The organism is Rhodococcus phenolicus (genome assembly GCF_001646785.1).
GTDB lineage: Bacteria > Actinomycetota > Actinomycetes > Mycobacteriales > Mycobacteriaceae > Rhodococcus > Rhodococcus phenolicus.
The window spans coordinates 13,363-33,199 of the sequence record NZ_LRRH01000022.1 but is presented as its reverse complement, the minus strand read 5'-3'; the positions used below and the strand labels follow the sequence as shown (position 1 = coordinate 33,199).

The following is a 19,837-nucleotide window of genomic DNA, read 5'->3' as shown; positions in this document are numbered from 1 at the left end:
ATATGTGCCTGGGGATTCCCGGCCGGGTGGTCCGGCTGCTCGAAGGCTACGGCGGCCAGCTGGCGCTCGTCGACGTCGTCGGGGAGAGCCGGCGGATCAACATCGGGCTGCTCGACGACACCGCTCTCGCGCCCGGCGACTGGGTCGTCATCCACATGGGTTTCGCGGTCGAGCGGGTCGACGAGGCCGGCGCCGCCCGCGCCCTGGCCGGGCTCGAACTGATGGGCCGCGGCAGTGACCGGGGAGACGAACCGTGACCGGCGCGGTCGAGCGCCGCCACCTCACCGTCCGGGGGGTGGTGCAGGGCGTCGGATTCCGGCCCTTCGCGGCGGCCCTGGCCGGCGAATTGCGCCTCGCCGGGCACTGCGGAAACGACGACTCCGGAGTGTTCGTCGAGATAGAAGGAGCCGCCGGCGCACTCGACGAGTTCGCGCGACGGTTGCGGGACGACGCCCCGCCGCTCGCCGAAGTGCTGGACGTGTCGTCGGTCCCGTGCCTTGCTCTGGGCGAACGGGACTTCCGCATCGTGGACAGCCGCCGTACCCCGGGGCTCCGGACTCTGATCCCGCCGGACGTCGCCACGTGCGCGGACTGTCTCCGGGAACTGAACGACCCCGCCGACCGTCGTTACCGGCATCCGTTCGTCAACTGCACACACTGCGGGCCGCGTTACACGGTGATCACCGATCTGCCGTACGACCGCCCGGCCACGACGATGGCGACGTTCCCGATGTGCCCGCGCTGCGCTCGCGAATACGCAGATCCGGCAGATCGCCGCTATCACGCCCAGCCGATCTGCTGCCCGGACTGCGGCCCGCGGATCCGTGCCGAACACGGAGGCGACCGGATCGACGGGGACGATGCGGTGCTGGCCGCGATTCAGGATGCACTCGCAGCCGGACGGATCGTCGCTGTGAAAGGTCTCGGCGGCTACCACCTGATGTGTGACGCAACCGATCCGCGCGCCGTCGGCCGCCTGCGTGAACGGAAGCGTCGACCGGACAAACCGTTCGCGCTGATGGCACCGGACGTCGGGACGATCACGGAACAGTGCGTCGTCTCCCGGCCGGAAGCTGCGGCCCTGACCCGCCCGGCGCGCCCGATCGTGCTGCTGGGCAAGCGCGCCGGCAGCGCCGTGGCCGACGGTGTGGCGCCCGGCCTCGGCGAGTTCGGCGTGATGCTTGCGTACACGCCCCTGCACCACCTGCTGTTCGCGCCGGTGCCCGGGCACTCGAACCCGGTGCCGCGTCTGCTGGTGATGACATCCGGGAACGTCTCGGGCGAACCGCTGTGCACCGACGACGCCGATGCGCGCGCCCGCCTCGGTGACATCGCCGATCTGTTCCTCGCCCACGATCGGGAGATCGCAGTGCCCTGCGAGGATTCGGTGGTCGTGGCCGTGCACGGCGGGCGGAGCGGTACGAACCGCGACGGTGGCGGCAACGGGGAAGCGCCGATCCGGCGCTCCCGAGGTTACGCGCCGATGCCGGTGCTGCTCGATCGGGTGTCGCCGCCGGTCCTCGCGGTCGGCGCGGAACTGAAGAACACCTTCTGCCTGACGCGCCGCGAATATGCGTTCTGTTCGGCGCACCTCGGGGACATGGGGACGCTGGAAGGCCGACGCGCATTCGAAACGTCAGTGGCGCGGGCGACCGCGGTGCACCGGGTGGATCCGGAGCTCGTGGTCGCCGATGCCCACCCCGGCTACGCGACGCGGCAGTGGGCCGAGTGCTACGCCCGCGACAAGGGCATCGCCCTGCACACCGTGCAGCATCATCACGCGCACGTCGCGTCGCTGCTCACCGAACACGGCAGGATCGGAGAGCCGGTGCTCGGTATCGCCTTCGACGGCACCGGGTACGGCTGCGACCGGACCGTGTGGGGTGGCGAACTGCTGCTCGTCGGACCGGACCTGCTCACCGCGCACCGGGCGGGGCACCTCCGATCGTTCCTGCTGCCCGGCGGCGACGTCGCGGTGCGGACACCGGCCCGGATCGCCGTGGCGTTGCTGCGGGGCGCCGGTATCGGAGAACCCACGTCCCGGGACGTGGCGGATCTGCCCTGTGCGCAGGCGCTCCCGGTAGCGGAACGGGAGCTGGTGGCCTCTCAGTTGAGAACGGGCATCGGCTGTGTGGTCACGACGAGTGCTGGACGGTTGTTCGACGGGGTGGCCTCGCTTCTCGGGGTGCGTCACCGCGTCACGTACGAAGGGCAGGCGGCGGTCGAGCTCGAAGCGTTCGCGCGGGGGGCGTCGGAGGCCGCGCCGGTGCGGATGACTCTGCACGACGACGAGCTGGACTGGACCGGAACACTGCGTTGTCTGGTCGGCGGATTGCGGCTGGGGGTGCCGGCCGCCGACCTGGCGCTCGGATTCCACCGCGCGCTCGCGGTCGCCACCGCGCGCCTCGCGACGCGGACAGCCGGCGCTGCGGGTGTGACGACGATCGGCTTGACCGGAGGCGTGTTCCAGAATCGTCTTCTCACCGCGGGTGTTCGAACACTTCTGCAGGACAGTGGTTTCGAGGTTCTGACCCACTGCCGGGTGCCGTCGAACGACGGTGGGCTGTCGCTGGGGCAGGCCGCGATCGGCGCGACGATTGCACGGCGGCGAGCCGCCGATTCCGGAGTGCGGCGAGCCGCCGATTGCGGAGTGCGGCGAGCCGACGGTTCCGAATTGTGGGTGACGGACCGGACACCGACGGGACAGGCGAGATGACACCCGGGATACAGCAACCGAATCCGCCGATCGGTGAGAATCCGATCGGGGAGGAACTCGCCGCGGATCTGGCGTCCGCGGCCCTGGGTCTGGCGCGACGGTTCCATGCCGGCGCGACACTGTGGGTGGTGTCGCCCCAGTGGGAACCGCACGCCCATCACGTGGCCGTGGAGTTCGTGCATCCGGTGATCATGGGTAAGCGGGCGCTGCCGGCGGTGTCGCTGGTCGAGCCGGATCCGGTGTCGCAGTGCCGCGTCGCGTCGCGGCCCGGCGACGTGATCCTCGCCGTCGCTGCGGCGGGTGAACCCGACGTCCTCGACATCGTGCGGCGTGCGGCGGCGTGGGGCACGGACACCATCTGGATCGGTGCCGGGCCCCGCCCGCCCGCGGGGGCCGCGACGCATGTGCTGTGGGTCGATTCGAGTGATCCGATGGTGCCCGCCACCGGTCGGTTCGTGCTGCTCTATCACCTGTTGTGGGAGCTGACACACGTGGTCTTCGAACATCCGGGCCTGCTCACCGCCGACGACCCCGCCGACGCGGTGTGTGTCACGTGCAGCGACGAGGGCAGGCTCGCGGAGGTCGTCTCTGCACCCGGCACCGCCTCGGCGACCGCACTCGCGCGAACGGCCGACGGCACGGAACACGTCGACGTGTCGATCCTCGAATCCGTCGCCGTGCACGATCTGCTCGTCGTGCACGGCGGTGTCGCGCTCGCCCGGCTGGACGTTCCCGCAACCCCGGGGACGAGGTGACATCGTGAGCGAATCCGAGGAAACCGGCTTCCTGTACCCGTTCATCGACGCGGAGGAACGGGACGCCGCGCCGCTGCTGCGCGACCTGGCCGCCTCCGCCCGCAGCAAGGCCGCGGAGAGCGCGCGGCTGCAGCAGGCGTCCATCGAGGAATGGGGGCCGGACCTCGACCGCGCGGGAGAGCGCGCCGCCCGGTCGTTCGCGCGCGGCGGCCGGCTCTACACGCTCGGGAACGGAGGCAGTTCGACCGATGCCGCAACGCTCGCATCCCTGTTCAGCCGGCCCGCCTGCGGCAGGCCGGTACCGGCCTGGTCCCTGGCTGCGGACCAGGCCGTCGTCACGGCACTGGGTAACGACGTCGGATTCGACCTGATCTTCTCGCGGCAGATCATCGCTCACGCGAAACCGGGCGATGTCGCGATCGCGTTGTCCACATCCGGTAACTCGGATGATCTGCTGACCGCTCTCGCCGAGGCGAGAGTTCGCGATCTGCTCACGATCGGGTTCGCCGGGCACGACGGTGGGCGGATGGCCGTCACAAACGACCTCGACTTCTGCTTCACGATCCGCTCCCAGAGCATCCACCGCATCCAGGAGAGCCACGCACTGCTCGGATACCGGCTCTGGGCGGTCACGCAGGAACATCTCGCGCGCGACACCTCGACGAGCGGAGGACAGCTGTGAGTACCGATGCGGGCCGCGAAGACCGGGTACTGGAACGGATCGAAGCGTTCCGGCGCCGACGGCCACGTCTGCTCGACACCGTCGTCACCCTCTCTCACGGGGCGGGCGGCAAGGCGTCCGCGGCCCTCGTGGATGCGGTGTTCGTGGACGCGTTCCGCAACGCCGAACTCGAACAGCTCGGTGACGCCGCCGTCGGTGTCGTGGGTTCGGGTGAACGCCTCGCGTTCTCGACCGACTCGTACGTCGTCCGGCCGCTGCAGTTCCCCGGTGGATCGATCGGGCATCTCGCGGTGCACGGCACCGTGAACGACCTCGCCGTGTCCGGGGCCCGGCCGCGCTGGTTGTCGGCCGCATTCGTGATCGAGGAGGGGTTCGAGATCGCCCGGCTGCGGGAGATCGTCGCCGACATGGCGAACGCGGCGTCCGGCGCGGGAGTCGACATCGTCACGGGGGACACCAAGGTCGTCGGTAAGGGCTCCGCCGACGGGCTCTACATCAGCACGGCAGGGGTGGGGGTGGTACCGGACGGCCGCCGTCTGGGCGCGGATCTGGTCCGGCCCGGGGACCGGGTCGTCGTGTCGGGCACGCTCGGTGACCACGGCATGGCGGTGCTCCTCGCGCGCGGTGAACTCGCACTCGAGGCGGACATCGCGTCCGACACGGCTCCCGTGCACCGGATGGTGGAGGCCCTGCTCGCGGCGGCACCGTCGACCCGGTGGATGCGTGACGCGACCCGCGGCGGCGTCGGCACCGTGTGCAACGAACTCGCGCAGGCCACCGGGCTCGCCGTGGTGCTCGACGAGGCGGCGTTGCCGATCCGGCCGGTGGTGCTCGGTGCGTGCGACCTGCTCGGGATCGACCCGCTGTATGTGGCGAACGAGGGCAGGTTCGTGGCGGTCGTCGCGGCCGGCGAGGTGGACGCGGCGCTCGCCGCGATACGGGGGCAGGCCGGCGGTGAGGCGGCGGCGGTGGTCGGCGAGATCCTTCCGGAACCGGAGGGGATCGTCGCGTTGCGCACTGCGTTCGGCGGAAGCCGGATCGTCGACATGCTCGTCGGGGACCCGCTGCCCCGGATCTGCTGACGGTGAGGAGAAGTGTTGTGTGTCTGGGAATTCCGGGTCGGATCGTCGATATCGTCGACGCCGGTCAGTACCTCGCCAAGGTCGATGTCAACGGGGTGCAACGGGCGATCAGTGTCCGGTTGCTCGCCGGCACCGGACTGCAGGTCGGCGACTGGGTGCTCGTGCACGTCGGCTTCGCGATGTCCCGCATCGACGAGGCGGAGGCGCAGACGACGCTCGATCAGGTGCGGCGGATGGGTGCCGACTACCTCAACGAAATCGAGGCGTTCACCAATTCGGAGATCGACACGACGCCGAGATAGCGCGGCGGCGAGGGAGAGTGGGGTGGCATCGTGAAATTCGTCGACGAGTTCCGCGACCCGGCGGCGGCCAGGGCGCTGGTCGCAGCGATCACCGATCTGGCCGCCGGCGACGAGTTCAAGTTCATGGAGGTGTGTGGCGGGCACACGCACACCATCTACCGGCACGGTATCGAACACCTGCTGCCACCGTCCGTGGAGCTGGTGCACGGGCCGGGCTGCCCCGTGTGCGTCATCCCCATGGGTCGCATCGACGACGCGATGTGGCTGGCCGAGCAACCCGATGTCGTGTTCACGACGTTCGGGGACATGATGCGGGTGCCAGGGTCGCGGGGAAACCTCCTCGAGGCGAAGGCACGCGGAGCCGATGTCCGGTTCGTGTACTCGCCGCTCGATGCGGTGAAGATCGCGATCGATCATCCGGACAAGCAGGTGGTCTTCTTCGCGGTCGGTTTCGAGACCACCGCGCCTTCCACCGCCGTGACCCTGGTTCGGGCGAAAGAACTGGGCCTGACCAACTTCTCGGTGTTCTGCAACCATGTGACGATCGTTCCGCCGATCAAGGCGATTCTCGAATCCCCGGACCTCCGCCTGTCCGGTTTCCTCGGACCGGGTCACGTGTCGACGGTGGTGGGCCTGCGCCCGTACCGTTTCGTGCCGGAGCAGTACGGAAAACCGATCGTGGTAGCGGGTTTCGAGCCGCTCGACATTCTCGCGTCGGTGCACATGCTGCTGCGCCAGCTCCGGGACGGGCGGTGCGAGGTCGAGAACCAGTACAGTCGGGTGGTCCGCAGCGAGGGCAACCGTCAGGCGCTGACGCTGCTGGCGCAGACCTTCGTTCTCCGGCCCCACTTCGAATGGCGCGGACTCGGATTCATCTCGCAGAGTGCACTGGGTATCCACCCGGACTACGCGGAGTTCGATGCCGAGCGGCACTTCTCGATGCCCGGTGTCCGGGTCGCCGATCCGAAGGCATGTCAGTGCGGTGAGGTGCTCAAGGGCGTGATCAAGCCCTGGGAGTGCAAGGTGTTCGGTACCGCGTGCACACCCGAGACACCGATCGGCACGTGCATGGTCTCACCGGAAGGAGCATGTGCCGCCTACTACAACTTCGGTCGTCTGCATCGGGAGACGGCGGCATTGGTGGGGCAACGCGGGAAGAGCTGACCGTGACGGACGGCGCGGTGGCCCGGGGTTCGCGGCTGTTCGCTCGTTATGCGCACGCGCCCAACGAGCTCGGCTATTGCGGCCCCGCGAGTGCCGCCGCCCTCGAACATGCCGCGTGCGGCGGGGGCGATCCTGCGGTGGTGGCCGCCGCAGCCCGGCAGTTCACCGGGGCGTGGCCGTATCAGCAGCTGATCGCCGCACAATGCGGGATCGTCGATCCGCTCGACGAACGGGTCGTGCGCGCCTACTGGACCAGAAATCTCCTCACCGACCGGATCGACGTCCATCGCTTCGGCAGTGAACTGCTGACCGGCTTCGGAGATCGCGCCGGCCACTACTGGTCCCATCTGACCGCGGACCTGCTTCCCGAGGTGACCGCGACACACGCGTTCCACGTGTTCGGGGTGTACCCGTGGTCGCGACTGCTGGAAACCGGGATGCCGCAGCCGCTCCACGTCCTCGACTCGTGCCGGATCGGATGGGGGAAGGTGCTCGAGGTGTCCGACGACGATGCCGCGGTGCGTGTGCGGCGGCTCGAGTACGACGGCACTCGGCTGGCTCTCGGTGCGGAAGCAGTCCGGCGGGTCGGCCGACGCACAGCGTCCGGAGTGTTCGTCCCGGGCCTGCGCGTGGGCGAACAGGTGGCGCTGCACTGGGATTTCGTGTGCGACAGGCTGACCGAGGAGGAAGCCGGCAGGCTCGAGTCGTGGACCGTTCGGCAGCTCGGGCACACCAACCGGCGGCTCGGCTCCCGTTGAGATGGTCAGGGCCGTCGTTGGGGTACGGAGAAGCCCCACGGCAGCTCGAGCCGGTGCGCCGCGAGCAGTGAACCGTCGCCGAGGATCTCGTCGATCGGTCCGTCCGCGACGAGCCGGCCCTCATCGAGAATTACCGCACGAGTACACAACTGCGCAGCGTACGGGAGATCGTGCGTGACCAGGAGCAGGGTCGCATCGAGCCGGTCGAGGACCTCGGCGAGTTCACGGCGGGCCACCGGATCGAGATTCGCCGACGGCTCGTCGAGGACCAGAACCTCCGGCCTGCAGGACAACACGGTCGCCAGGGCGACGCGGCGGCGCTGCCCGCCCGACAGATGGGCGGTGTCGCGCTCCGCGTGCTCGGTCATGTCGACCGCGGCGAGTGCCTCGCGGACCCGCTCGTCGAGTTCCGGTGGGCGGATGCCGAAGTTGGCCGGACCGAACGCGACGTCCTGGGCGACGGTGGGCATGAACAGCTGATCGTCGGGGTCCTGGAAGACCAGTCCCACGACGCGCCGGATTTCGCGGACGGTATCGCGGCCGACCCGCCGTCCGCCGATCGTCACGGTTCCCTCGTCCGGGGTGAGCACGCCGTTGAGGTGCAGCATGAGCGTCGTCTTGCCCGCGCCGTTGGGGCCGAGGACCGCCACCCGCTCGCCCGCCGCGACGGTCAGGCCGATGCCCTGCAGGGCGCGACGGCCGTCGGGGTACGAGTATCCGACGCCGGCGAGGCAGACGGCGGGGACGCCGGTCACGCTGTCACCCACGCCGTCGTGCACACCAGCACGGCGCACGCACTCGGGGCGAGCGCCGAGATCCAGTCCGTGGAGCGGGCGGGGGGCCCGAAGGCCGGCACGGTGCCGGAGAATCCGCGCGAGAGCATGGCCAGGTGCACCCGTTCGCCGCGCTCGTAGGCGCGCAGGAACAGACCGCCGATTCCGCGCGCGGTCGCGCCGACCTGCCGCAGCGTTCGGGGGTCGTCGCCGCGGGACAGCCGTGCGATGCGCATCCGGTGGGCTTCGGCGGCGAGCAGGTCCGCGTACCGGATCATCAGCACGACGATGGTGGTGATCGACCCGGGCACGTGGAGTCGTGCAAGCGCTTCCGGTAGTTCCCGCACCGCCGTGGTCGCGGCGAGGGTCAGGGAGACGAGCACGCCGAGGGTGCCCTTGGCGAGAATTCCCCACGCCGCATACAGGCCGGGCACCGACAGGGAAATGCCGGCCACGACGACGCGTTCACCGCCTTCGGCGAACGGCAGCAGAACCGCGAGCACGACGAACGGAAGTTCGATGAGCATCCGCGGAGCCAGCCACGAAAGCCTGATCCCCGCGACCGTCCACACCGCGGCGAGCAGCGCCAGGTACGCGCCGAACGCCCACATCGCCTCCCGGGGCGTGGCGACGACGACGAACACGAACGTGACCGCCGCGACGATCTTCACCTCCGCCGGAAGGCGGTGCACCGGTGAACTGCCCGGCAGGTGGAGCCGCGTCGCCGCGCTCGCGCCGGTCACCGACCCGCGGCTTCCTCGGGTGAGCGCCGACGGCCGAGGAGGCGGAACAGGCCACCGGCGGCGATCGCGACCACCACGACGCCGGCAATGCCGGCGAGCCCGGTCGAGAACTCGCGACCGCCGACCGCGTAGTCGGCCAGAGGGCTGCCGGTCAGGGTGTGGTCGGTGGCGTCGGTCGCGATGCACTCACCGGTCAGATGTTCGGTCCCGTCGATCTCGACGACCTCGCACCCGCGCAGAGTCGTCGAATCGAGGCCGTCGGGGCTGGAGCTGGCCAGGTAGGAGAGGACTCCGGCGATCAGCAGGGTGACCACGGCGAGTGCGAGCAGTACCCGGCGGCGGCTCATGCCGTCACGTCCGATGCCGTCGCGGCAGCGGCGCGCCGTGGTGCGGTACGCAGGAGGTACACCAGGTCGGGCCGGGCGCGCGCGACCGCGGCCACGGTCGCGGCCGTGACGATTCCCTCTCCGATGCCGATGAGGACGTGGGTGCCGAGCAGGTAGGTGGCCACCGTCCCGAGCGACGTGGTCGAGGCGCCGCCGATGGCGTACTCGAGCAGGAAGCCGGCCGATGCGGCGACCACGGCGGCCAGCGCCGCGGTGAACGACACGACCGTCAGGACCGGGACGCGGCCACGGCCCCGAATCAGGGGACGCATCGCGAGCGCGACGCCGTAGCCGGTCGCGACACCGATCAGGGCCATGTTGGTGATGTTCGCGCCGAGGGCGCTGAGGCCGCCGTCCGCGAAGAGGAGCGCCTGGACGATCAGCACGATGGAGATGCACAGTGCACCGGTGTACGGGCCGACGAGGATTGCCGCGAGCGCGCCGCCCAGGACGTGTCCGCTGACACCGGGGAGGATCGGGAAGTTCACCATCTGCAATGCGAACACGAACGCGGCGACGAGTCCCGCCATGGGGGCGGTGCGTTCGTCGAGTTCACTCCGGGCCCGCCACAACGCGATCCCGATCCCGCCGATCGCCACGGCTCCGAACAGGAGTGAGGTCGGGGCGTCGATGAGGCCGTCGCTCATGTGCATAGCTACGACATCCACCCGTGCATCGTACCTTCTCATCTGAACAGTTGCTCAGGTATGTGTCCGGCTCGCACGGCGGAAGCCGCCGCACGGTGCCGCAAGCCCCGCTGTGTCAGCCGATCGCCGGAACCACGGTGGCGGGATCGTCGTCGGTTGCCGCAGCGAGCGCCGGGACGGTGACGTCGAGCAGATACGGCAGGCTCAACGGGCTCGCGAAGCCCAGCGCGGCGGGCGCATCGGTTCCGAACTCGCCGAGATAGACCGTCCGGTCGTTCTCCACGACGTCGAGCGCCGCGAACAAGGGATCGGCGGTGAGTTGTTCCTTCGTCCCGCCGAGGACGATCAGGTTCTGCTGGTCGAGCATGTCGAGCCGCTCGGGGCTCACCTCGCCGACCTCCGCCGGGGTGACGAACCCCAGGTCGGTGAAGAATCGGTTGCGCGGATCGTCTGCTTCGAGGATGTAGAAGCCGTCGTCGAGGACCATCGCCACCGCCGCGGTCCGTCCAGCGAACTGCGGGTTCGAGGTGGTTGCGTCGGTGAACTCGCCGCGCACCGACTCCAGGAGCCGCTGTGCTTCGTCGCTCTTGCCGAGGGATCGGCCGATCGTCGTGAGCTGGTCCTCCCAGGACGCGGGTCCGCCGCCCGGGCCGCGCAGGTCCCCGACGGTCGGAGCGATGGCCGACACCGTCTCGTAGTCGTCGGGCTTGAGCAGCGCGTACGTCCCGAGGAGCAGGTCCGGGCCGGTCTCGGCGAGCTTCTCGAAGTCGAGTTCCATGCCGCCGACCTCGGGGAGCTGCGCCGCCTCCGGGTACCGGTCGGCCCACGGCCGTTGCCGGTAGTCGTAGCCGGTGAACTCGCGGGTGGCGACCGGGGTGTCGCCGAGGGCGAGCACGAAGTCCAGGTCGTTGAAGCCGATGGTCACCACCCGTTCGGGCGCGTCGCCGATCGTCGTCGATCCGTAGGCGTGATCGACGGTGACCGGGAACGCGCCGGCGGTCTCGGAGCCGGACGGAGTGCTGTCGTCACCGGAACCGCAGGCGACGAGGGTGGATGCGGTCGCAAGGGTGAGAGCCGCGACGAATACCGAGCGTGGACGGAACGTTCCCATGTGTTGTGCCCTTCTGTGGTGTGCCCTTCATTGGAGTTAGTTGACCCTAACCTGTTGGAATTCGAGATTTAGAGAGTGAACGACCTCTTTTCTGGCTATCGTGAGCGAACTCGGGCAGGAGGGGACTCATGAGTGAAGAATTCGATGTCATCGTGCGTGAGGGCCTGTGGTTCGACGGCACCGGTGCCCCCGGCGTCGTCCGCGACCTCGGCATCCGCGACGGAGTCGTGGTGGCCGAGAGTGCCGAGCCGCTGCCCGCAGGCCCCGGCACCGAGATCGTCGACGCGCGCGGCCGGTGGGTGATGCCCGGCTTCATCGACGCGCACACCCATTACGACGCGGAAGTACTCGTGGCGCCGGGGCTGACCGAATCGGTGCGGCACGGCGTGACGACCGTCCTCATGGGCAACTGTTCGCTGTCGACGGTGTTCGTGCCGCCGCTCGACGCCGCCGACCTGTTCAGCCGTGTCGAGGCGCTGCCCCGCGACCACGTGCTCACCGCGCTCGAGACCGCGAAATGCTGGTCCTCGCCCAAGGAGTACGTCGCGGCAATCGATGCGCTGCCTCTCGGGCCGAACGTCGCCGCGTTCATCGGTCATTCGGACGTGCGCGCCGCCGTGATGGGACTCGGCCGCTCCACCGACCCGGCGAACAAGCCGACCCGTGAGGAACTCGTCGCCATCGACACCGCCGTCGGCAAGGCGCTCGACGCGGGGTTCCTCGGTGTCTCCACCATGACGAACCCGTGGGACAAGATCGACGGGGATCGCTACCGGTCCCGCACCCTGCCGTCCACTCACGCATCGTGGTCGGAATTTCGTCGGCTGCACCGGATCCTGCGTCGTCGCGGTCGCGTGCTGCAGGCCGTGCCGAATCTCAACACCAAGTACGACGTGGCGTTCTTCGCGCTCGCGAGCACCGGACTCGGCCGCCGCCCCATGAAGGCCTCGGTCCTCGCCGCCGCGGACACCAAGGCCGAACGGTGGGTGCACCGCATCTTCGGTCCGATCGCGAAGGCGGCCAACAAATTCGGGCGCGGAGTGTTCCGGTGGCAGCACCTGCCCACGACCTTCGAGGTGCACTCGGACGGTATCGACCTCGTCGTCTTCGAGGAATTCGGATCGGGCCGCGCCGCCCTGCATCTGAAGGAGGAGATGGGCCGCAACGACCTGCTGCGCGACGAGTCCTATCGCCGGTGGTTCCGGCAGGACTTCGAGAAGCGGTTCTCCCCGCGGGTGTGGCACCGCGATTTCGACGACACCACGATCGTCGCCTGTCCGGACGGCACGATGGTGGGCCGCTCGATCGGTGACGTCGCGCGTGAACGCGGAGTGCATCCTGTCGACGTGTTCCTCGATCTCGTCGTCGAACACGGCCGGGATTTCCGTTGGCACACCGTCATCGCCAACGACCGGCCCGAGGTGCTGAACCGTCTGATCCGCACTCCCGGCGTGACGGTCGGATTCTCCGACGCCGGCGCGCACCTGCGCAACATGGCGTTCTACAACTTCGGGATCCGCATGTTGCGCCGCATCCACGACTTCGCCGAACGCGGCAGGCCGGTCATGCCGCTCGAGACCGCCGTTCACAAGCTCACCGGTGAACTCGGCGAATTCTACGGGATCGACGCCGGGCGCCTGCGTCTCGGCGACCGCGCCGACCTCGTCGTCGTCGATCCCGCCGGTCTCGACGACGAGACCGAGCGCTACCACGAGGAGCCCATGCCCGAATTCGGCGGGCTGCGCCGGATGGTGAACCGCAACGACGCCGCGGTCACCGCGACCCTCGTCGCCGGCCGGGTCGTCTTCCGTGACGGCGAGTTCGTGCCCGGCTACGGCATCACCGTCGGATCGGGGCGGTTCCTGCGTGCCGGTGTCACCGAACGCGGACCGGTCCCCGAGCCCGCTCCGGCCGGGTGACGCGCACCGTCGGGCCTCGTACCCAGCAGGAGCGCCGGGAGGCGACGATCCGGCGGATCGTCGACGCGACGGTGACCGCGCTGGGCGAGGTCGGCTACACCGCGACCACCATCGCCGAGGTGTGCACCAGATCCGGTGTGTCCTCCGGCGGGGTGTTCCGGCATTTTCCGACCCGGTTGGACCTGATGGCCGCGGCCGCCGACGAAGTGCGCAAGCGTCAGTTCGACAACTACCGCGCGGGCCTCGAGCAACTCGGCGTGATCGACCGTGGTTACGAGTCGGTCCTCGCGTGCCTGCGGTTGCTGCGTGCCGCGTGCCGGGCTCCGATCAACGCGGCCTGGTACGAACTGCTCGGCGCGGCCCGTACCGATGCACTGTTGCGCGAGCGGCTCGAACCCCTCGCGGCGCGCTACCACGACGAGATCGCGGAATTCGGTGCGGCGCTTCCGATCGCGTCGCGCTTCGATCCGGAGGTGTTCACCACGATCCTGTTCTCGATCGTGCATATGCTCGACGGTGAGGCGCTGTCCGCGGTCGTGCATCCACAACCCGAACAGGAGGATCTCCGGCTCGGTCGGATAGCCCGTGCGCTGACCGGGGACACCGGGCGTCGCGCCGACGAATCCTGAACCGGGAGAACGGACGTGGGTTACCGGCCGCCCCGCCGGCCGTGTCGTTGCCACCCGACTGCGGGTGTGATCGTGCGGGGAGGGACGGTACGAACGGCCGGGCGCTGCCGGTCGATCCGGGTCGGGTAGGTGCTGTGCTGCTTTCGCATGGGGTTTCCTTTCGGGGTGCGGAGGGGTGCGCCGGAGTCAGGCGCGGTCGAACCACGTCACCTGCGCGCCGTTGCTGAACTCCCGGCGCCGGGTGACGGTGAACTGTGTGGGCGCGAAGTTCCCGGACAGCGCCGGGATGCCGTCGCCGGCGAGCACCGGGTAGCTCTTGAAGATCAGCCGATCGATCTCGCCGACGAGCTGACCGGCGAGATTGCCACCGCCGCAGAGCCAGATGTCGAGGCCCTCCTGCGCTTTCAGCTTCCGGACCAGCTCGACCGGGTCGGTGTCGACGATCTCGAGCTGCGGCTCGTCGACCGGTGCGAGCGTGCGTGAGAAGACGTACTGCTTCAGGTGGTGGTAAGGACTGGCCGCACCCGCCGCGAGCCCCGGCTCGTAGGCGCCGCGGCCCATCAGTACGGTGTCCCAGGTCCGATTCGGGGTGTCGATCGGAACGCCGGCGTTCTCGCGCAGGTGGGTCGGGACGGTTTCCGGATACCGCTCGTCGATCCACGACGACATGTCGTCGCACATCGGATAGAAGTCGAATTCCCCGTGGGGGCCGGCGATGAAGCCGTCGAGGGAGACCGCCACGTAGTAGACGAGGTTTCGCACAAGAACCACCCTTCCGTAGTACTATGCATGAAGTGGTTTGAACGTAGTACTACGAATGGAGTGGTGTCAAGTGGTTCGCACGAATCCCGAGCGCCGGCAGGCCCTGCTGGACGCATCGATCGAGGTGCTCGCCAGGGACGGAGCCCGCGGGCTGACGTTCCGCGCGGTGGACAAGGAGGCGGGGGTGCCGGCGGGGACCGCCTCGAACTACTTCGCCAATCGCGACGACCTGCTCGTCCAGGTGGGGCACCGCTACTACGAGAGGCTGATTCCCGGTGACGAGGTCATCGCACAGTCGCGTCAGCGGCAGACTCGCGAGTCCATGACCGGGCTGATGACCGAAGTGGTCGAACGGGTCACCGACTTCCGCACGGGTTACCTCGCGATCCTCGAGCTGCGGCTCGAGGCGACCCGGCGACCCGAACTGCAGGACCTGCTCACCGAGCGGGTGCGAGCCGATCTCGATTTCAACATCGCCAACTATCGTGAATCCGGCCTGCCCGGCGGCGAGGATGCCGTCGTGCTGCTGTACCTCGCGCTGAACTGGCTGATCCTCGACCGTCTCACCCTGCCGGGAATCTTCGACGAGAAGCGCGCCGCCGATCTGGTGCGGATCGCCGTCGAGCGCGCAATCCCCGGCCACGCCTGAACCGAAATGCCGCCCGGCTGTCGGCGGGCGCCACACCTCGCTTAAGTTCGAGTAATGAGCAATGAGAACGGTTCTGCTCCGCAGTGGTTCGTCGATGCGCTTGCCGCACCCGTCGAGACGGGGAAATGCACAGCGTCGGGCGCGACGATCTCCTACCGCGCGTGGGGTGATCCGGGGCAGCCCGGCATCGTCCTCGTGCATGGCGGAATGGCCCATTCGGGCTGGTGGGACCACATCGGACCGCAGCTCGCCGAAGGCCGTCGCGTCGTCGCACCGGACCTGAGCGGCCACGGCGACAGCGACCACCGCGAGCGCTATGCACTCGAGGCGTGGACGGACGAGCTGCTCGCCGCCGCGGAAGCCGGCGGGATCGCCGGGCCGCCCGTCCTGGTCGGGCACAGCATGGGCGGCATCGTGTCGTTCGCGGCGTCCCACCGGATGGGGGAGCGCCTCGCCGGCGTGGTCATCCTGGACTCGCCGATCCGCGACCTCACCCCCGAGGAGCTCGAGATGCGAATCAAGGCGACGGCCTCGTCGGGCCCGCCGAAGGTGTATCCGACCGTCGAGGCCGCGGTCGCACGCTTCCGGCTCGTGCCGCCGCAGGACGACGCCGAACCGTACGTGTTCGACCACATCGCCCGCGGTTCCCTCAAATCGGTCGACGGCGGGTACTCCTGGAAGTTCGACGCCCTGCGGATGGGCCGCGAGACGCGCAGCAGCCTCGAGGAGATGAGCCCCCGCTGCCCGGTCGCGTACTTCCGCAGCGAGCACGGCATCGTCGACGACCGTCTCTACGGGCAGTTGCGCGAGCAGTTCGGCCCCGACGCGTTGATGACCGTGCTGCCTGCCGCCGGTCACCACCCGATGATCGACCAGCCGTTGTCCGTGGTCGCCGCAGTCCGCACCGTGCTCGCAGCCTGGCGCCGCTAGTACCCGCCGCGCCGACGGGGTGACGGGATCCTTCACCCGGTCGGACCGGCTATCGGCTCCCGGTGGCCGGGGGAGCGGGAGACCGGGGATCGTCGGCGTCCTCGACGGGCACGGGCCGCCGGCGCTCCCGCAGCAGGTGGCGGGCGGCCCAGTCCAGGCAGAAGCCCAGGGCACCGATCACGACGATCACGGCCATCACCTGGTCGTAGGCGAGCTGATCCCGGGCGTTGAGGATCTGGTAGCCCAGACCGGACCGGACACCGAGCATCTCGGCCGGAACGAGAACCACCCACGCGATGCCCAGACCGACCCGCAGGCCGGTCTGCACCTGACCGCGGATCGCGGGGAGCACCACGGACGTCAACTGTTCGAGGCGGGTCGCGCCGAACGACCGTGCGACGAGCAGATGCCCGGGATCGATGCCGTGCACACCGGCCGCGGTGTTGATGACGATCGGCCACACCGCCGCCGCGGCGATGAGAAAGAACACCGGCTGGTGACCGATCCCGAACAGTGCCACCGCGATCGGCGCCCACGACAGTGGGGAGATCATCCGCAGGAACTGCACCACCGGCATCGACGCGCGCTCGACGACCGGGTTCAGGCCGATGAGCAGACCGAGCGGAATTCCGACCACGGCCGCGATCGACAGGCCGACGAGCAGACGCCACATGCTCGCTGCGATGTCCGGCAGCAGGACGCCGCGGGAGATCAGGTCGCCGAGGGCGGGGAGGACATGCTGTGGTGCGAATTCGCGCACCAGCGAATCGGATCCGGCGACGACGGTGGTGAGCAGCCACCAGACGAACACGGCGACGGCGATCGCGGCGAACGGGGGCCACCACGCATCCCGGCGCGGACGAGCGGTGGCGCTGGGGGCGAGCGCGGTGGTGCTCATGAAGGATCGACCTCCTCGATACGGGTGAGATCTGCGGGCAGACCGAACGCGGCGGTGCCGTCGACCCGGCTCAGGGACGTGCGCACGAAACGGTCGTCGACCAGGTCGGTGTGCACGGTCGCAGGATCGAGACGCGACAGGAAACGGGTGTCGCCGTCGACGACGGTGTCGTGCATGGCCAGCGCCAGCGCCTCGGTGAAACTCGGGAACGGGAACGGCTGATAACCGATCTGCTGCGGTTGCCACTGCGGGTGCCGGATCGTTCCCGGTGGCTCGGGATAGGTGAGAGCGCGGGTCACCGCGGGCAGCGGCTGCGGCAGATATCCGTCGGTGAGGGCCTTCGCGGCAGCGGCGCGGTCTGCTGCGATCCGCAGCTGTGCGGCCACGAGGGAGTCCGAGACCTGCTGCACCACAGCGGGATTGCGGTCGATGAGGTCCTCGTGGACGAGGAGGGCGCAGCACGCGTGCTCGCGCCACACGTCACCGAGGAACCGGTGGATGCGGCCGATGCCGCGCAGGTCGGCCGCCGCGTTGAACGGGTCGGCGACGGTGAACGCGGCGATCGAGCCGTTCGCGAGCGCCGGGATCATGTCGGACGGACTCATCACCACCAGTTCCACGGTGCCCGCCGATCGCGACGCGGACTGCCGGATCACCGGTCGCAGACCGTGGGCGCGCAGCATCTGCTGGACGGTGATGTTGTGGATCGACCACCAGAACGGGATCGCCACCTGGCGACCGGCCAGCTGCCCGAGTTCGGTGACGTCCGGGGCGACGGTGAGCGCGGACCCGTTCGTGTGGTTCCAGCCCAGCACCCGCACCGCGCTGCCCAGCGAATACCGCAGCTGCAGTGCCATCGGCATCAGCAGGTGCACCACGTCGACCTGCCGGGTGACGAACGCCTCCGCCAGCGAGGCCCAGCTGCGGAACAGGACCGGCCGGGCGTCGTCCACGACACCGGGTGCGAACAGTCCGGCGTGGTGCGCCACGAGCAGCGGCGCCGCGTCGGTGATCGGCAGATAACCGATGCGCAGCCGGCCGGTGGTGTTCGTGCGGTCCGTGCTCGCGGCGCGGCCCAGGTCGAGGACGCCGGCGACACCACCGGCCGCAGCGAGACCTACGGCACCGCGCAGCAGAGTCCGGCGGCCGATACTCGCGCTCATGCTGTTTCGAGCGTGGAGTCGCGGTAGCGGGCGAAGATCTCGGTGCGCAGCCGCTGCCGCTCGGAATCGGTGAACCCGGCCCGATCGAGATGCCACTGTTGCTGGACCCGGCCGCCGGTCCCGAGCAGGGCGATGCGTCCGGCGAGCCGCAGTGCCTCGTCGATGTCGTGGGTGACGAGCACCGTGGTGAAGCCGAGTTCGCGGGCCAGGTCGCCCAGCCAGTCCTGCAGGTCCGCGCGAATCGCCGGATCGAGCGCGCTGAACGGTTCGTCGAGCAGCAGCAGTCGCGGCCGCACGGCGACGGCCCGGATCACCGCGACCCGTTGGGCCTGACCGCCGGAGAGCTGTTCCGGATAGCGGTCGGCGAGACCGGCGAGACCGAACGCGTCGAGCAGTTCGTCTGCGTACACGGCGTCGAAACGGTCGCGGTGCGCCGCGAAACGTCCACCGAACCCGATGTTCTCGCGAACGGTGAGCCACGGCATCAGGAGCGGTTGCTGGAACACCACACCCGTGTGCGGGCGGGCCGCGTCGTCCGTCTCGGGCCAGGTGATCGTGCCCCGGTCGAGTTGATCGAGGCCGGCGACGATGCGCAGCAACGTGGACTTCCCGCTGCCGCTGCTGCCGAGCACCACGAGGAATTCACCGGTGTCGATGTCCAGGTCGAGGCCACCGAGAACGGGTTCGGTGAGACCCGGAAAACTCTTGTATCCCTGAGCTACTCGTACTGCGACAGTTCCCACCGAAGCTGTCCTTCCGACGGCGATTGAATGGGCAGGAACGCTGCTTCGCGGAAGCGGCGGTTGGTTGCGCTCGCCGACGCGTAGCCGGCACCACCGCGCAGAGTCGATTCGAGCCGGGTCGCCTCGACAGCGACCAGCGATCCGTCGAGGCGCAGCCGCAACAGATCGGCCGGGTCCACCGATGCCGGAGCCGCGGCGTATTCGTGGAGGCGGTCGCGCAGGCCGTCGAAGCGATTCCGCAGCGCGTCGTACTCGCCGGCGAACTGTGCGCCGAGACCGGTGGTGCGGGTGCCGGATTCGTCGAGCGCGGTGCGGGAGATCCCGACGCAGAAGGAGGTCTGCAGCAGCAGGAAGGTGGGGCGGATGGTGCCGCAGAACGACCGCAGGTCTTCGGAGACGACCTGGCCCGCAGGGACGTGCACCCGGTCGAAGGTCAGCGACGTGGACGCGGTCGCACCGAGGGCGAGCAGGTCGGGCCGGGGATCGATGCGGACCCCGGGGGTGTCGGCTCGGACCGCTGCGACGATGCCGTCGCCGCTCGCGGTGCGCGCCGGGAAGACGATGAGTGCATCGTCGAACACGTTGGACGCCCAGTGGATCGGCCCGGACACCTCGAGCCCGTCCGCGGTACGCTCGGCCACGAGTGACAGATCACCCAGTCCCGCAAGGTGTTTCATCGCGGCTGCCATCGCGGTGACACCCACCCGGCGCCCCGCGCACAGGTCGTCGCGGAACTTCGCGCGCAGCGACGCCGGCGCCCGGTCGATGTACTCGAGCGCCATGCGCTGAGCCCACAGTGAGAACCCGACCGCGAGTGATTCGGCGGCGATGTCCTCGATGACCGCGACCATCTCCCGGAGTTCGCCGCCGTCGAGTCCGGACGCGATGAGCCCGAGTTCGCCGACGCGGGCGAGATCGGTTCGGGTGTCGGTTTCTCCACGGTCCAGCGCGGCTGCGCGATCACGCACGAATTCGGCGATCGTCCGGCGCTGGTGCTCGTCGGTTCGTTCCATGGCCGCGGTCAT

22 protein-coding genes are annotated in these 19,837 nt (G+C 69.4%); 12 read left to right on the top strand and 10 right to left on the bottom strand.

Annotated elements, in window-relative coordinates; genetic code table 11:
* Positions 1-2: 2 nt before the first annotated feature.
* Genes A8G15_RS07890 through A8G15_RS07855 form a run of 8 tightly spaced genes read left to right on the top strand, consistent with a single transcriptional unit; the run spans position 3 to position 7,459 of the window.
* On the top strand, positions 3-257 hold the full coding sequence (locus tag A8G15_RS07890) for a HypC/HybG/HupF family hydrogenase formation chaperone (protein ID WP_068157503.1): 255 nt from the start codon (positions 3-5) through the stop codon (positions 255-257).
* Positions 254-2,716 (top strand): carbamoyltransferase HypF, encoded by a 2,463-nt coding sequence (gene hypF / locus A8G15_RS07885; protein WP_082899733.1) that lies wholly within the window; start codon positions 254-256, stop codon positions 2,714-2,716. The genes A8G15_RS07890 and hypF overlap by 4 nt, the downstream gene beginning before the upstream one ends.
* Positions 2,713-3,471 carry a phosphoheptose isomerase family protein gene (locus tag A8G15_RS07880; protein WP_068157612.1) on the top strand — a complete coding sequence of 253 codons (759 nt, stop codon included), beginning with the start codon at positions 2,713-2,715 and terminating at the stop codon, positions 3,469-3,471. Before hypF ends, A8G15_RS07880 begins: the two co-directional genes overlap by 4 nt.
* 1 nt (position 3,472) lies before the next feature.
* Positions 3,473-4,153 carry a D-sedoheptulose-7-phosphate isomerase gene (locus A8G15_RS07875; RefSeq protein ID WP_082899740.1) on the top strand — a complete coding sequence of 227 codons (681 nt, stop codon included), beginning with the start codon at positions 3,473-3,475 and terminating at the stop codon, positions 4,151-4,153.
* Entirely contained in the window at positions 4,150-5,235 is a 1,086-nt protein-coding gene (gene hypE / locus A8G15_RS07870; RefSeq protein ID WP_068157499.1) for a hydrogenase expression/formation protein HypE, read from the top strand. The genes A8G15_RS07875 and hypE overlap by 4 nt, the downstream gene beginning before the upstream one ends.
* 17 nt (positions 5,236-5,252) lie before the next feature.
* Positions 5,253-5,537 (top strand): HypC/HybG/HupF family hydrogenase formation chaperone, encoded by a 285-nt coding sequence (locus tag A8G15_RS07865; protein ID WP_068157496.1) that lies wholly within the window; start codon positions 5,253-5,255, stop codon positions 5,535-5,537.
* 30 nt (positions 5,538-5,567) lie between these two features.
* Positions 5,568-6,701 (top strand): hydrogenase formation protein HypD, encoded by a 1,134-nt coding sequence (gene hypD, locus A8G15_RS07860; RefSeq protein WP_068157493.1) that lies wholly within the window; start codon positions 5,568-5,570, stop codon positions 6,699-6,701.
* Positions 6,702-6,703: 2 nt separating this feature from the next.
* Positions 6,704-7,459 carry a DUF6390 family protein gene (locus A8G15_RS07855; RefSeq protein WP_068157491.1) on the top strand — a complete coding sequence of 252 codons (756 nt, stop codon included), beginning with the start codon at positions 6,704-6,706 and terminating at the stop codon, positions 7,457-7,459.
* Between the two features lie 5 nt (positions 7,460-7,464).
* Here the strand turns inward: A8G15_RS07855 and A8G15_RS07850 are convergent, their stop codons facing one another.
* The 5 genes from A8G15_RS07850 to A8G15_RS07830 form a co-directional block, all read right to left on the bottom strand.
* Positions 7,465-8,214, bottom strand: a complete 750-nt coding sequence (locus A8G15_RS07850) for an energy-coupling factor ABC transporter ATP-binding protein (protein ID WP_156665297.1) — start codon at positions 8,212-8,214, stop codon at positions 7,465-7,467.
* Positions 8,211-8,975, bottom strand: a complete 765-nt coding sequence (gene cbiQ / locus A8G15_RS07845; RefSeq protein WP_068157489.1) for a cobalt ECF transporter T component CbiQ — start codon at positions 8,973-8,975, stop codon at positions 8,211-8,213. The genes A8G15_RS07850 and cbiQ overlap by 4 nt, the downstream gene beginning before the upstream one ends.
* Positions 8,972-9,322 (bottom strand): PDGLE domain-containing protein, encoded by a 351-nt coding sequence (locus A8G15_RS07840; RefSeq protein WP_068157485.1) that lies wholly within the window; start codon positions 9,320-9,322, stop codon positions 8,972-8,974. Before A8G15_RS07840 ends, cbiQ begins: the two co-directional genes overlap by 4 nt.
* Positions 9,319-10,014: an energy-coupling factor ABC transporter permease gene (locus A8G15_RS07835; RefSeq protein ID WP_068157483.1), complete on the bottom strand. Its 696-nt coding sequence runs from the start codon at positions 10,012-10,014 to the stop codon at positions 9,319-9,321. The genes A8G15_RS07840 and A8G15_RS07835 overlap by 4 nt, the downstream gene beginning before the upstream one ends.
* Before the next feature lie 109 nt (positions 10,015-10,123).
* Positions 10,124-11,119, bottom strand: coding sequence for an ABC transporter substrate-binding protein (locus A8G15_RS07830; protein ID WP_068157478.1), 996 nt, complete (start codon positions 11,117-11,119; stop codon positions 10,124-10,126).
* A gap of 128 nt (positions 11,120-11,247) precedes the next feature.
* Here A8G15_RS07830 and A8G15_RS07825 point away from each other — a divergent pair, with 128 nt between their 5' ends.
* Both A8G15_RS07825 and A8G15_RS07820 read left to right on the top strand, forming a co-directional pair.
* On the top strand, positions 11,248-13,038 hold the full coding sequence (locus tag A8G15_RS07825; protein ID WP_068157476.1) for an N-acyl-D-amino-acid deacylase family protein: 1,791 nt from the start codon (positions 11,248-11,250) through the stop codon (positions 13,036-13,038).
* A complete protein-coding gene (locus A8G15_RS07820; protein WP_068157473.1) occupies positions 13,035-13,667 on the top strand; it encodes a TetR/AcrR family transcriptional regulator in 633 nt (210 codons plus the stop codon). Before A8G15_RS07825 ends, A8G15_RS07820 begins: the two co-directional genes overlap by 4 nt.
* 186 nt (positions 13,668-13,853) lie before the next feature.
* On the opposite strand, the gene A8G15_RS07815 is transcribed toward A8G15_RS07820, so the two are convergent.
* Positions 13,854-14,429: a dihydrofolate reductase family protein gene (locus A8G15_RS07815; RefSeq protein ID WP_068157469.1), complete on the bottom strand. Its 576-nt coding sequence runs from the start codon at positions 14,427-14,429 to the stop codon at positions 13,854-13,856.
* 70 nt (positions 14,430-14,499) lie between these two features.
* Between A8G15_RS07815 and A8G15_RS07810 the strand changes: the two genes are divergently transcribed.
* Both A8G15_RS07810 and A8G15_RS07805 read left to right on the top strand, forming a co-directional pair.
* Positions 14,500-15,078, top strand: a complete 579-nt coding sequence (locus A8G15_RS07810) for a TetR/AcrR family transcriptional regulator (protein WP_068157467.1) — start codon at positions 14,500-14,502, stop codon at positions 15,076-15,078.
* Between the two features lie 54 nt (positions 15,079-15,132).
* Positions 15,133-16,008, top strand: a complete 876-nt coding sequence (locus A8G15_RS07805; RefSeq protein WP_068157465.1) for an alpha/beta fold hydrolase — start codon at positions 15,133-15,135, stop codon at positions 16,006-16,008.
* Positions 16,009-16,057: 49 nt separating this feature from the next.
* Here A8G15_RS07805 and A8G15_RS07800 read toward each other — a convergent pair whose 3' ends face one another.
* From A8G15_RS07800 to A8G15_RS07785, 4 genes are read right to left on the bottom strand one after another with little or no spacing between them, the layout of a single operon-like run.
* Complete coding sequence (locus A8G15_RS07800) at positions 16,058-16,906, bottom strand: ABC transporter permease (RefSeq protein WP_068157462.1); 849 nt, start codon at positions 16,904-16,906, stop codon at positions 16,058-16,060.
* A complete protein-coding gene (locus tag A8G15_RS07795; RefSeq protein WP_068157460.1) occupies positions 16,903-18,069 on the bottom strand; it encodes an ABC transporter substrate-binding protein in 1,167 nt (388 codons plus the stop codon). Before A8G15_RS07795 ends, A8G15_RS07800 begins: the two co-directional genes overlap by 4 nt.
* Complete coding sequence (locus A8G15_RS07790; protein ID WP_068157458.1) at positions 18,066-18,812, bottom strand: ABC transporter ATP-binding protein; 747 nt, start codon at positions 18,810-18,812, stop codon at positions 18,066-18,068. Before A8G15_RS07790 ends, A8G15_RS07795 begins: the two co-directional genes overlap by 4 nt.
* Positions 18,788-19,837: an acyl-CoA dehydrogenase family protein gene (locus A8G15_RS07785; protein WP_068157454.1), complete on the bottom strand. Its 1,050-nt coding sequence runs from the start codon at positions 19,835-19,837 to the stop codon at positions 18,788-18,790. The genes A8G15_RS07790 and A8G15_RS07785 overlap by 25 nt, the downstream gene beginning before the upstream one ends.